Origin of the sequence: Janthinobacterium sp. SUN128, from assembly GCF_030587275.1 — a bacterium.
GTDB lineage: Bacteria > Pseudomonadota > Gammaproteobacteria > Burkholderiales > Burkholderiaceae_D > Janthinobacterium > Janthinobacterium lividum.
The window spans coordinates 3,020,803-3,033,705 of record NZ_JAPWHY010000001.1 but is presented as its reverse complement, the minus strand read 5'-3'; the positions used below and the strand labels follow the sequence as shown (position 1 = coordinate 3,033,705).

At 60.9% G+C, this 12,903-nt stretch carries 11 protein-coding genes; 6 read left to right on the top strand and 5 right to left on the bottom strand.

What is annotated here, in order from left to right; translation table 11 throughout:
• Positions 1-112 precede the first annotated feature (112 nt).
• Positions 113-1,234: a M14-type cytosolic carboxypeptidase gene (locus O3297_RS13785; RefSeq protein ID WP_034789119.1), complete on the top strand. Its 1,122-nt coding sequence runs from the start codon at positions 113-115 to the stop codon at positions 1,232-1,234.
• A gap of 12 nt (positions 1,235-1,246) precedes the next feature.
• Positions 1,247-1,711, top strand: a complete 465-nt coding sequence (locus O3297_RS13780; protein WP_070282242.1) for a CYTH domain-containing protein — start codon at positions 1,247-1,249, stop codon at positions 1,709-1,711.
• 169 nt (positions 1,712-1,880) lie between these two features.
• Here O3297_RS13780 and O3297_RS13775 read toward each other — a convergent pair whose 3' ends face one another.
• From O3297_RS13775 to O3297_RS13755, 5 genes are all read right to left on the bottom strand, one after another.
• A complete protein-coding gene (locus tag O3297_RS13775) occupies positions 1,881-3,134 on the bottom strand; it encodes a DUF2863 family protein (protein ID WP_151096574.1) in 1,254 nt (417 codons plus the stop codon).
• Positions 3,135-3,347: 213 nt separating this feature from the next.
• Positions 3,348-6,068: an aconitate hydratase AcnA gene (acnA, locus tag O3297_RS13770; protein WP_070254090.1), complete on the bottom strand. Its 2,721-nt coding sequence runs from the start codon at positions 6,066-6,068 to the stop codon at positions 3,348-3,350.
• 88 nt (positions 6,069-6,156) lie between these two features.
• Positions 6,157-6,717, bottom strand: coding sequence for a hypothetical protein (locus tag O3297_RS13765; protein ID WP_034789113.1), 561 nt, complete (start codon positions 6,715-6,717; stop codon positions 6,157-6,159).
• Between the two features lie 13 nt (positions 6,718-6,730).
• Positions 6,731-7,729 carry a CoA ester lyase gene (locus tag O3297_RS13760; RefSeq protein WP_034789112.1) on the bottom strand — a complete coding sequence of 333 codons (999 nt, stop codon included), beginning with the start codon at positions 7,727-7,729 and terminating at the stop codon, positions 6,731-6,733.
• Between the two features lie 111 nt (positions 7,730-7,840).
• Positions 7,841-8,830 carry a malate dehydrogenase gene (locus tag O3297_RS13755; protein ID WP_034789110.1) on the bottom strand — a complete coding sequence of 330 codons (990 nt, stop codon included), beginning with the start codon at positions 8,828-8,830 and terminating at the stop codon, positions 7,841-7,843.
• A 305-nt stretch (positions 8,831-9,135) separates the two neighbouring features.
• Here O3297_RS13755 and O3297_RS13750 point away from each other — a divergent pair, with 305 nt between their 5' ends.
• The 4 genes from O3297_RS13750 to sdhA all read left to right on the top strand — a co-directional run bounded on the left by O3297_RS13750 (position 9,136) and on the right by sdhA (position 12,901).
• Entirely contained in the window at positions 9,136-10,023 is an 888-nt protein-coding gene (locus O3297_RS13750; RefSeq protein WP_081345455.1) for a GntR family transcriptional regulator, read from the top strand.
• Between the two features lie 306 nt (positions 10,024-10,329).
• Positions 10,330-10,752 (top strand): succinate dehydrogenase, cytochrome b556 subunit, encoded by a 423-nt coding sequence (sdhC, locus tag O3297_RS13745; protein WP_034789105.1) that lies wholly within the window; start codon positions 10,330-10,332, stop codon positions 10,750-10,752.
• Positions 10,752-11,117, top strand: a complete 366-nt coding sequence (gene sdhD / locus O3297_RS13740) for a succinate dehydrogenase, hydrophobic membrane anchor protein (RefSeq protein ID WP_034789102.1) — start codon at positions 10,752-10,754, stop codon at positions 11,115-11,117. The genes sdhC and sdhD overlap by 1 nt, the downstream gene beginning before the upstream one ends.
• Before the next feature lie 2 nt (positions 11,118-11,119).
• Positions 11,120-12,901, top strand: coding sequence for a succinate dehydrogenase flavoprotein subunit (sdhA, locus tag O3297_RS13735; RefSeq protein WP_034789101.1), 1,782 nt, complete (start codon positions 11,120-11,122; stop codon positions 12,899-12,901).
• The last annotated feature ends 2 nt before the right edge of the window (positions 12,902-12,903 follow it).

Below are 12,903 nucleotides of genomic sequence, written 5' to 3'. Positions count from 1 at the left end.
CGCGCCGATTGTGGAGACTAGAAATCAGAAGAATTTATTGGGGGTTACTTAGCGCGCCGGCGCCAGCCCACGAGGCAACGCCGGAACACTTACATTCGGACGGGATCATTACATGACCATTAAAATCAGCCAGAACTTCGACTCGGGCGCCATCGACGTGGTGAGCGCCACCAGTGCCGGCGCCATCGACCTGAACTTGCGCAAGGATAGCCACGCCGACATCCACCAGTGGTTCCACTTCCGCCTGCAGGGCGCGCGTGGCCAGGCATGCACGATGCGTTTCCTGAACGCGGGCCAGGCCACCTATCCGGCCGGCTACGAAGACTACCAGGCCGTGGCCAGCTACGACAGCGAAAACTGGTTCCGCGTGCCGACCTCGTTCGACGGTCAGGTCATGACGATCTCGCACACGCCGGAACTCGACAGCGTGTATTACGCCTATTTCGAGCCGTATTCGTGGGAACGCCATCTGCGCCTGCTGGGCGAAGTGGCCGAGCATCCGCTGGCGCGCGTGTCCGACCTGGGCAGCACGGTTGACGGCCGCGACATGAACATGGTGACCATCGGCAACCCGCAGGCGGAAAAGAAGATCTGGGTCATCGCGCGCCAGCATCCGGGCGAATCGATGGCCGAATGGTTCGTCGAAGGCTTGATCGACTCGCTGCTGGACGATGCCAACCCGATCGCGCGCAAACTGCTGCAGCGCGCCGTGTTCCACATCGTGCCGAACATGAATCCGGACGGCTCCATCCGCGGCAATCTGCGCACGAATGCGGCAGGCGCCAACCTGAACCGCGAATGGATGACGCCTTCGCTGGAATCGAGCCCGGAAGTGCTGTGCGTGAAAAACAAGATCCATGAAACGGGCGTCGACATGTTCTTCGACATCCATGGCGATGAAGCGCTGCCGTACAACTTTGTGGCCGGCAATGAAATGCTGGAAAACTTCACGCCGGCGCAAGCGGCGCACCAGAAGGCCTTCATCGAGCGCTACAAGCAGGCCAGCCCCGATTTCCAGGACAAGTTCGGCTATGCGGCCAGCAAGTACAAATCGGACATGCTGACCCTGGCGTCGAAATACATCGGCCACCACTTCGGCTGCCTGGCGCTGACGCTGGAAATGCCGTTCAAGGAAAACGCCGACTTGCCGGATCCGGCCGTCGGCTGGAACGGCGCGCGCAGCGCGGCCCTGGGCGCGGCCATGCTGCAGCCTATCCTGCTGTCGCTGGATTGAACGGCGTTGTTCATGGGTATCGAGATCGAGCGTAAATTTTTGCTTGCCGGCGACGCCTGGCGCGGCCTGGGCCAGGCGGTCCTGCTGCGCCAGGGCTATCTGTCGTCCGCGCGCGAGCGCGTGGTGCGCGTGCGCATCGAAGGCGAGCAGGCGATGCTGACCATCAAGGGCGCGAACGTGGGCGCGACGCGCGGCGAGTGGGAGTATCCGATTCCGCTGGCCGATGCCGCCGAACTGCTCGACGGCCTGTGCGAACAGCCGCTGATCGAAAAGGTCCGCCACCGCATCGAACATGCGGGCATGGTGTGGGAAGTCGACGAGTTCCTGGGCGCGAATGCGGGCCTGGTGGTGGCCGAGATCGAACTGGCCTCGGAAGACCAGCCGTTCGAGAAGCCCGACTGGATCGGCGCGGAAGTGTCCGGCGACGCTCGCTACTACAACGCGAATCTGATCCGCCACCCGTTTTCGCAGTGGTGATGGTGGATTACTGGACGTTGTAATGAAAAAGGCGGAACCTCGGTTCCGCCTTTTTTGCATCAGGGGTGTTGTCGGATTACGCCGTACCGGCTAATCCGACCTACGGCCTATGCCAGCAGCGTAGGTCGGATTAGCGCGCAGCGCGTAATCCGACAACACCGTTACAGCATCAATGGAAGTGTTCCGTGCCTTGCGGCGTATCTTCCGGCATTTCCGCATGCGCCAGTTCGCCCACGGGATCGGCAAACAGGGGCGCGCCGCAATCGTCGCAGTATTCACCGACAAAGCGTTCCGCGTGGCGCTTGATCTGCGTCACGCCTGCGGCGTTCAGGTGCTCGATGATTTCATCGACGGGCGTCTTTTGCTTGTCCAGCGCGGCGATGCCGACCTGGATCAGGCCTTCGATCGGCGTGCCATCCTCGTCTTCCTGGCCATATAAAGGCCAGACGATGCCGTAGATCACGTCCGGCGCCTGGCGCAGGGTGAAGGCGATGCGGTACTCGTCCACCTGGCCATCGGCCGCTTCCTCGCCGAAACCGGCGATGACGGCGCGCAGTTCCGACGGCTCGATGGCCAGCGTGTGCGTCAGGTAGTGCACGGCGGCGCGCACGGAGACGGGGCGTATCAGCTTGTCCGCTTCGCGGCAGGCCACGTAATACGCTTCCGGCAGCAGCAATTCCAGGCCGCAGCCGGGCAGCAGGCGGGCAATCGTCGGCGTGGCCTGCGTGCGCCATTGTTCCAGGGCGGCGCTGCGCTCGGCGATGAAGTCGAGCTGGCTGGCCGGCGTCTGCCAGCGGAACAGCGGTGCGCCAGCAGGGGCCACCACGGCCACCAGCAGATAGCGCGTGTCGGCCAGGAAGGGCGCCGTTTCCGCCTCTTTGGCCGACGGCTTGACGGCCGTGCCCTTCAGGGCGGCCAGTGCCAGCTTCTGCGTCTTGGCATAGGTCTCGACGTGGCTGCGCGGCAGCTGGTCGATCGAATACAGGGTGGGCGCCATGGCCATCTTCGTACCGTCGGCCAGCAGGTGGGCGGCGAAATGCGCCGACAGCACGCCGTGCGCGTCGCCGGCCATGGGGCCGGAGGCGATGGAAAAGCGCGTCCACGCGAGGATGGGTACGGCGACCAGCAGGGCGTCGTAGCGCACGTCTTCATGCGTAATGACGGTCGATTCGCTGACGGCTTCAACGCAGTCCATCAGCACGTCGTAGGCGTTCAAGTCTTCCTTGAACAGGCTGCCCAGGGTGTTGTCGATGGTGTCCTGGTGGCCGGTTTTGAGTAATTTCTGGAGCTGCGTATCCAGGCTGTGTTCCCAGGACCGCTCTTCGAGACGGCTGGCTGCCTGTACGATCGCCTGGGCAAAGGTGACCAGGCGCTGGCTGTCGGCAGTCAGTTTATGGGATGAATCTTTGGAAGGACGACGCATGGCGGGATAAGAGTCTCGGAAAGTGAAAAAAATGGATCAGTCAAACAATGATAAACCCTTATAACCGTATTGTAGAGGATTCAGCCGCACGCAATACGTAAGCTATCCTCAGATCATGCCAATAGTCGGAATTTCAAGTCGGAACGGGGCGCAGGGACGAAAAAAAGCGCCGGTCGGAACCGGCGCTTTTATCTTGCCTCACAGCTGGGCTGATTACTCGGCCAGCAGTTGACGCAACACGAATGGCAGGATACCGCCATGCTTGTAGTAATCGACTTCGATCGGCGTATCGATGCGCAGCAGCACTTTTACGTCGACGCTGGTGCCGTCGGCGCGGTGGATCACCAGGGTGGCCAGTTGCTGTGGCTTGATTTCGCCTTCGAGGCCTTTCAGGTCGAAGGTTTCATTGCCGGTGATGCCCAGGGTTTGCACGCTGTCGTCGCCGATGAATTGCAGCGGCAACACGCCCATGCCCACCAGGTTCGAGCGGTGAATACGCTCGAACGAACGGGTGATCACGGCTTTCACGCCCAGCAGTTGCGTACCTTTTGCCGCCCAGTCGCGCGACGAGCCCGTCCCATACTCTTCGCCGCCGAAGACCATGGTTGGCGTGCCTTCAGCAACATATTTCATCGCTGCGTCATAGATCGACATCTGTTCGCCGGAAGGCTGGTGAATCGTGATGCCGCCTTCGACCGCCGAACCGTCCGCCTTGGCAGGGATCATGCGGTTTTTGATACGCACGTTGGCGAACGTGCCGCGCATCATGATTTCATGGTTGCCGCGACGCGAGCCGTAGGAGTTGAAGTCCGCTTTCAGGACGCCGTTTTCCTTCAGCCACTTGCCTGCAGGACCGTTTTCCTGGATCGAGCCGGCTGGCGAGATGTGGTCGGTGGTGATGGAATCGCCGAACACGCCCAGTGCGCGCGCGCCTTCGATGCCGGTGGCCACTGCCGCTGGCGTCATCGAGAAGTTGTCGAAGAACGGTGGTTCCGCGATGTAGGTCGATTTCGGCCAGTTGTAGACTTGACCGGACACGGTCGTGACTTTTTCCCACAGCTTGCCTGGTGCGCCCTTGACGTCGGCGTAGTTGTCCTTGAACACCTTGGCATTCATGGCGAACTTCATCATGGCCGAGACTTCAGCCGAGGTCGGCCAGATGTCGCCCAGGTAGATATCCTTGCCGCCCTTGCCCTTGCCGACAGGTTCCGTCATCAGGTCGCGCGTCATGTTGCCGGCGATGGCGTAAGCGACGACCAGCGGTGGCGAAGCCAGGAAGTTCGAGCGGATGTTCGGGTGAATACGCGCTTCGAAGTTGCGGTTGCCCGACAGTACGGCCGACGCGACGATGTCGTGCGTGGCAATGGCTGCGTTCAGCTCAGGCGTCAGGTCGCCCGCATTGCCGATACAGGTGGTGCAGCCGTAGGCGGTCACGCCGAAGCCCAGTTTTTCCAGGTATGGCAGCAGGCCGGCAGCCGTCAGGTACTCGGTCACGACGCGCGAGCCGGGGGCCAGCGAGGTCTTGATGTGCGGAGCGACTTTCAGGCCGGCTTCCACGGCTTTCTTGGCCAGCAGGCCGGCAGCCAGCATCACGCTCGGGTTCGAGGTGTTGGTGCACGAGGTGATCGCGGCGATCAGCACGTCGCCGTTCGACACTTTCACGCCGTTCGTCGTTTCGTACACGGCAGCCAGGTCGGCCGGGTTCTTGTTGAAGCCGTTTTCCGTGGTTGGCTTGGCGAACAGTTCGGCGAAGTTCGCTTTCACGTTGCCGATTTCGATACGGTCTTGCGGGCGCTTCGGGCCGGCCAGCGACGGAGCGACCGTGGCCAGGTTCAGTTCCACCACGCGGGTGTAGTCGATCTCGCCGGCTTTTGGCACGCCGAACAGGTTTTGCGCCTTGAAGTAGCCTTCGAACGCGGCGATTTCAGCCTTGCTGCGGCCGGTGCCCTTGAAGTAATCGATGGTGGCTTCGTCGACCGGGAAGAAGCCCATGGTGGCGCCGTATTCCGGTGCCATGTTGGCGATTGTCGCGCGGTCGGTCAGGGTCAGCGACTCGGTGCCTTCGCCGAAGAATTCGACGAACTTGCCGACGACTTTTTCTTTGCGCAGCAATTCGGTGATGGTCAGTACCAGGTCGGTGGCGGTGCAGCCTTCGCGCAGCGCGCCCGACAGGTTCACGCCGATGACGTCAGGCGTCAGGAAGTAGACCGGTTGGCCCAGCATGCCGGCTTCCGCCTCGATGCCGCCCACGCCCCAGCCGACCACGCCGATGCCGTTGATCATGGTGGTGTGCGAGTCGGTGCCGACCAGGGTGTCAGGGTAGTACACGTCGCCGGCTTTCTTGCCTGCGTGGTGCACGCCGCGCGCCAGGTATTCCAGGTTGACCTGGTGGACGATGCCGAAGCCTGGTGGCACGACGCCGAAGGTGTCGAATGCCTGCATGCCCCATTTCATGAACTGGTAACGCTCGTTGTTACGCGAGAATTCCAGTTTCATGTTCAGGTCCAGCGCTTTCTTTTCGCGGTAGTGATCGATGGTCACCGAGTGGTCGACCACCAGGTCGACTGGTACCAGCGGTTCGATCTTCTTGGCGTTGATGCCCATCTTGGCGGCCACGTTGCGCATGGCTGCCAGGTCGGCCAGCAGCGGTACGCCGGTGAAGTCTTGCAGCACGACGCGCGCCACTACGAACGGAATCTCGTCGGTGCGCTCGGCGGTCGGGCCCCAGCTCGCCAATTGCTTGACGTGTTCTTCGGTGACTTTTTTGCCGTCGCAGTTGCGCAATACCGATTCGAGTACGATGCGAATCGACACTGGCAGGCGGGAGACATTGATGCCCAGGCTTTTTTCCAGTGCAGGCAGGGAGTACAGCTTGCCCTTCTTGCTATCCGAAATATTAAAGTCCTTGAGCGTGTTCAGAGTGTTGCGGGACATGACCTCTCCTTGTTGGGTATCGTCTATTTATTGATTATTCAAATTACAAAACATGACTGAGCCCCCGAAGAGGCCCTTGCTACGCACATCAGCCGCCGGTGGCCGGCAGCACGCCCAGCGATGGCGCGGCTTCCACCACTGCCGCCGGCTTGGCTTGCTCCGCATCCTTGCATTCATTGGCCAGCTGGCGGCCCTGCTTGGAATCGAGCAGCATGCCTTTGGCCGGGATGCCGATCCAGACGAGACCATATAAACGGTTCTCGAAGCGGTTGGCGCCGGTGGTGGTGCCAACGCGGCTCAGGCGGTGCAGGCGCTTCTTCCAGCGCAGGGCGATGTGTTTGTCGTCAGTAGCATTGGTGTAGATGGTAATTTTATTACCAAGTTCACAATTGAAATCGGTGGAGGCCGAACCTGCGGTGTCCGGCTCGTCGGACTCTTCCTTGTCGACCATGGACATGGCCAGCGGATGCGCTTCCTTGGCGGCAGCCTTTGCCTTGGTGGCCTTGGCTTTCGGCTTGGCCTTGGCTTTGACCGCCTTGGCGTTTGCCGCTTCCTTGGTATCCGTGGCGGCGAAGCTGGCTGGCGCCAGCGTGAGGGTCATGGCGCCCAGCGCGACGCTGCAGGCAATTGCTAATTTGGAGAGGGACATCGTGTAATTCCTGTCAGTTTTCAGTGGTGCTGGAAGAGGGGGCGTTGAGTAATGCAGCGGCCGCCTCGGGCAGGCCGAGGCCTGCCAGTTTGGCGCGTTGCAAAACGGTCCAATAATATCGGTAGCTGGCGCGGTCGTGCAAGCGGCCATTTTGCGCAATCGGTCCCCAGTTGGCGCGCAGCGCTTCATTCAGGATGTTGCTGGCCTCGTTGACTTCGGACAGGCGCGGCGTGAAGGCCTTGATGATGGGCTTGATCTGGTCCGGGTGGATGCTCCACATGCGCGTGTAGCCGAACTCGGCTGTTGCGCGCTGGGCATCGTTGGCCACCACGGCCGAATCGCGCACGTCCGTCGTCACGTTGTGCGACGGTACCTTGCCGTGCGCATGGCAGGCGGCCGCCACTTCCAGCTTGGCGCGCACCACCAGCGGGTGCGTGAACTGGCCCGGCGTGCGCATGGCGGCGGCGGGAATGGCGCCGTAATGGGCCGAAACGAAATCCATGATGCCGAAGGACAGGCATTCGACCTGGGGCAGGGCGGCGATCGCATAGGCGTCGCGCAGCGCGCCATGCGTCTCGATCAGGATGTGCACGGGCAGGTTGTCGCGGCCGGCGCGGCGCGCGTGCAGGTTGATCAGGTCGATGGCCAGCATGGCATCCTGCACGCCGCCCACCTTGGGCACGGCGATGTAGGCCAGACGCGAGGCGGCGGTGCAGATGATTTCCACGTCGCGCGCGAAAAACGGGCTGTCGACGTCGTGCACGCGCACGCCGATGCGGTTGAACTGGTTCTCGTCGCTGGCCAGCAGGCCCGCGATCATCAGAGCGTGGGATTCTTCATTGCCGGCGCTGGCGCCGTCTTCGCAGTCGAACGTGATGTCGAACAGGGGGCCAAGCTCTTGTTGCAAAGCAATCGATTTACGCATCAGCTTTTCAGAGCCGGCGTAGTGGTCGCAAGCGGCGAGCAACAGCGGCTGGCGTTTGCCTTGGAATAAAACCTCGGAAGGGTGCATGCTTAAGGCATTTCTGCAGGTAAAAACTACTTGATAAAACAGCCGCGCCGCGAATCTCGCAGGGCGGCCTTCTTTGGCGGGCGGCGCATTGCCGCGCCGCCAAAACTGGACTTAGGCCAGCAGGTGTTTCACGCCTTCGCGTTCTTCCGTCAGTTCTTTCAGGGTCAGGTTGATGCGCTCTTGCGAGAATGCATCGATTTCCAGGCCTTGAACGATGGTGTACTCACCGTTGTCGGTGGTGACCGGGAAGCCGAATACGGTGCCTTCAGGGATGCCATACGAGCCATCCGAAGGAACGCCCATGGTGGTCCACTTGCCGGCGGTGCCCAGCATCCAGTCATGGATGTGGTCGATGGCGGCGTTCGCTGCCGACGCTGCCGACGACAGGCCGCGCGCTTCGATGATGGCGGCGCCGCGCTTGCCGACGGTTGGCAGGAAGGTGTTGGCGTTCCATTCCTGGTCGTTGATCAGGTCTTTCACAGCCTTGCCGTTCACGGTGGCGAAGCGGTAGTCGGCGTACATCGTTGGCGAGTGGTTGCCCCAGACGGTCAGCTTCTCGATGTCTTTCACGGCGGTGCCGGTCTTGGCAGCAACTTGCGACAGCGCGCGGTTGTGGTCCAGGCGGAGCATGGCGGTGAAGTTTTTCGCTGGCAGCGATGGCGCCGATTTCATGGCGATGTAGGCGTTGGTATTGGCAGGGTTGCCGACCACCAGCACTTTGACATTGCGCGAAGCGACGGCGTCGAGCGCCTTGCCTTGTACCGTGAAGATCTGGGCGTTCGCTTCCAGCAGGTCCTTGCGTTCCATGCCTGGGCCGCGCGGACGCGCGCCAACCAATACGGCCACGTCGACATCCTTGAATGCGGTCAGCGGATCGGAGTGGGCGGTCATTTCCGTCAGCAGCGGGAATGCGCAGTCGTCGATTTCCATCATCACGCCCTTGAGCGCCTTCTGGGCTTTTTCGTCCGGGATTTCAAGCAGTTGCAAGATGACAGGCTGGTCTTTGCCGAGCATGTCGCCATTGGCGATGCGGAACAACAGGGCGTAGCCGATCTGGCCGGCGGCGCCGGTCACTGCAACACGCATTGGGGTTTTAGCCATGATGAATCTCCAAAAATGGGAAAGAAAACGGGCTTGAAGCTGGGCTTACGCTTATCCGGAAAAACTATAATGATACCAAAACCGGCCCGCGCCACCGAATTGCTGGTGTACGCTGCCGTCACGCTTGTGCTGCACGAGGCCAGAGTGGCTGGCCGACAACATAAAACGCTGGCTCACAAGTTTTATCGAGGGCAGTTTAGGCCCCTGATCTGCATCTGTCAATCATATCTTATGTCTTATATAAGACAGATAACTACGAGTCTTTTACTGGACGCGGGCAGTGATTTGTGTTGAAATGTCGGACTATGAATTCCGCCTCGTCCAATCTGACCAACAATGCCACTGCTGCAAGCGGGGCGGTCAGTCCGACCGCGGGCACCCCGGCCACGCCCGTTGCTGCAGCGGCCGGCACTGCCGCCACCCCTGTTGCCAGCGTGAATACCACTGCTGCCGTGGCCGCGCCTGCCGCGACTGCATCGCCCACCTTCAGCCCCCTGTACCAGCAGATCAAGGCGCTCATCACGCAAAGCCTGCAATCGGGCGAATGGAAGCCGGGCGAACTGATTCCCAGCGAAGTCGAGCTGGCAGGGCGCTTCAAGGTCAGCCAGGGCACGGTGCGCAAGGCCATCGATGAACTGGCCGCCGAAAACCTCGTCATGCGGCGCCAGGGCAAGGGCACCTTCGTTTCCACCCATCATGAGGCGCGCGCGCATTTCCGCTTCCTGCGCCTGGTGCCGGACGAAGGAGTACCGCATTATCCTGAAAGCAAGTTTATCGAAGTCAAGCGCGTGCGCGCGCCAGCCGACGTGGCGCGCCTGATGGATCTGAAGTCCGGCGACGCCGTCATCTTCATCAAGCGCGTGCAGTATTTCGACGGCGTGCCGACCATCGTCGAAGAGCTGTGGCTGCCCGGCCTGATCTTCAAGGGTCTGACGGCCGAACGCCTGGTGGAATACAAGGGTCCCATGTACGGCCTGTTTGAGACGGAATTTGGCACGCGCATGATACGCGCGTCCGAACAGATCCGCGCCGTGTGCGCCGACGCGGGCGCCGCGCAATTGTTAAATATCGACCTCGGCACGCCCCTGCTCAGTTCCGAGCGCGTGTCGTTTACCTACGGCGACAAGCCGGTGGAACTGCGCCGGGGCCTGTACCTGACCAGTCGCCATCATTATCAGAATGAACTCAGCTGAAGCGGCGGGGCGCCCGCGGGCGTCCGAACAAGCAGCAAGGCTGAAGTGCATCGCTTGCAAGATGCCTGCCGCAAGGCGGGCAGCGGAGACAACGGAAAGCGCAGCGACAGCATGGCCCGCCCCGGCGGGCCGTGTTTTGCCGGCGATTCTGTAATTAAATTACGTGAACTACGGAAAGTAGCGCGGTATTTTGTAGTAAAAAACCATTTTGGTTATATGTAACAATAGATATTGGTATCGGTTGCGAAAATCGGCGAAAATCGCGGCTTCAATATTTAGTTGAAATTCAAAGGGGAGGTTTTTGTTATGTCTGAAGCCGTAAGAGAAGTACCAAAAAAAGAACGGCCGCAATTCCGTAACATCCATGTTACCGAATTGTCGAACTACCGCATGGCGATCGGCGCCATCGTCTCGATCCTGCATCGTATCAGCGGCATCATCATTTTCGCCCTGCTGCCGTGCATCCTGTACATGCTGGAACTGAGCCTGCGTTCCGAAATGTCCTACGCCTACTTCCAGGGCATCGCCTCGCACTGGTTCGTCAAGCTGATCACGCTGGGTCTGGTCTGGGCCTTCCTGCATCACTTCTGCGCTGGCATCCGCCACTTGCTCATGGACGTGCACGTCGCCGCCGAGAAAGAGCCAGCGCGCAATACCGCCAAGTTCGTTCTGGTGATCAGCCTGGTACTGACCGCTCTGGTCGCTTTGAAACTGTTTGGAGTATTTTAATGGCAAACAATAACATCGGACCGAAACGCCTCGTCGTCGGCGCCCATTACGGCTTGCGCGACTGGCTGGCGCAACGCGTCACCGCCCTCGTCATGGTGGCCTACGTCGCCATCCTGCTGATCGCCTTCCTGACCGGTAGCAACTTCAGCTATGAAGGCTGGGCAGGATTGTTTGCACAGCAATGGTTCAAATTATTCAGCCTGGTGACGTTTGTCGCCCTGTTCTACCACGCATGGGTCGGCGTACGCAATATCTGGATGGACTACGTGAAAAGCGTTGGCCTCCGCATGACCCTGCAAATTGCCACCATGCTGTGGTTGATCGCTTGTGCCGGCTGGACGGTACAGATACTCTGGAGTGTGTAATCGTGGCAGCATATAAATCTGCAATCCCTACCCGCCGCTTTGATGCGGTAATCGTTGGCGCCGGCGGTTCCGGCATGCGCGCGTCGTTGCAGCTGGCTGAAGCCGGTCTGAACGTCGCTGTCCTGTCGAAAGTTTTCCCGACCCGCTCGCACACCGTTGCGGCGCAGGGCGGTATCGGCGCGTCGCTCGGCAACATGGCCGAAGACAACTGGTTCTGGCATATGTTCGACACCGTCAAGGGTGGCGACTATCTGGGCGACCAGGATGCCATCGAATTCATGTGCCGCGAAGCACCGAAGGTCGTGTACGAGCTGGAACACTTCGGCATGCCATTCGACCGCAACCCTGACGGTACCATCTATCAGCGTCCTTTCGGCGGCCACACGGCCCACTTCGGCGAAAAGCCGGTGCAGCGCGCTTGCGCGGCAGCCGACCGTACCGGTCACGCCCTGTTGCACACCCTGTACCAGCGCAACGTGCGCGCCCGTACGCACTTCTTCGTCGAATGGATGGCACTCGACCTGATCCGTGACGCCGACGGCGACGTGATCGGTGTTGTTGCGCTGGAAATGGAAACCGGCGAATGCATGATCCTGGAAGCAAAAACGACGGTCATGGCAACGGGCGGCGCAGGCCGTATCTTTGCCGCGTCGACCAATGCCTTCATCAACACCGGCGACGGCATGGGCATGGCGGCACGCGCCGGCCTGCCGCTGCAGGACATGGAATTCTGGCAGTTCCACCCGACCGGCGTGGCCGGCGCGGGCGTATTGATCACCGAAGGCGTGCGCGGCGAAGGCGGCATCCTGATCAATAGCGAAGGCGAACGCTTCATGGAGCGCTATGCGCCGACGCTGAAGGATCTGGCGCCGCGCGACTTCGTTTCGCGTTCGATGGACCAGGAAATCAAGGAAGGCCGCGGCTGCGGTCCGAACAAGGACCACGTGATGCTGGACCTGCGCCATATCGGCGCCGACACCATCGCCAAGCGCCTGCCGTCGATTCTGGAAATCGGCCACAAGTTCGCCAACGTCGACGCCACCAAGGAACCGATTCCTGTCGTGCCGACGATTCACTACCAGATGGGCGGCATTCCGACGAACATCCACGGCCAGGTCGTCACCCCGACCGGTCCGGACAATTCGGCCAAGGTTGTCAACGGCCTGTACGCGATCGGCGAATGCGCCTGCGTCTCCGTGCACGGCGCCAACCGCCTGGGCACGAACTCGCTGCTCGACCTGGTGGTCTTCGGCCGCGCGGCCGGTAACCACATCGTCAACAGCGGCCTGAAAGCCAAGGAAAACAAGCCTTTGCCAGCCGACGCTGCCGATTTCGCCATGGGCCGCCTGGCGCGCCTGGAAAACTCGACCGGCACGGAAACCGTGCAGGGCGTGGCGAACGAGATTCGCGCCACCATGCAGAAGTACTGTGGCGTGTTCCGTACCGACGCGATGCTGGACCAGGGCGTGATCGAAATCATGAAGCTTGACGAGCGCCGCAAGCACGTCTCGTTCAAGGACAAATCGATGGTGTTCAACACGGCCCGCGTGGAAGCGCTGGAGCTGGACAACCTGATCGAAACGGCGAAAGCGACCATCGTCTCGGCAGCGGCCCGCAAGGAATCGCGCGGCGCCCACGCCCAGGATGATCACCCGACCCGCGACGACGACAACTGGATGAAGCACACGCTGTGGTACTCGGAAGGCAACCGCCTGGAATACAAGCCAGTCGTGACCAAACCCCTGACGGTCGATACCTTCAAGCCAAAACCACGTACTTTCTAAAG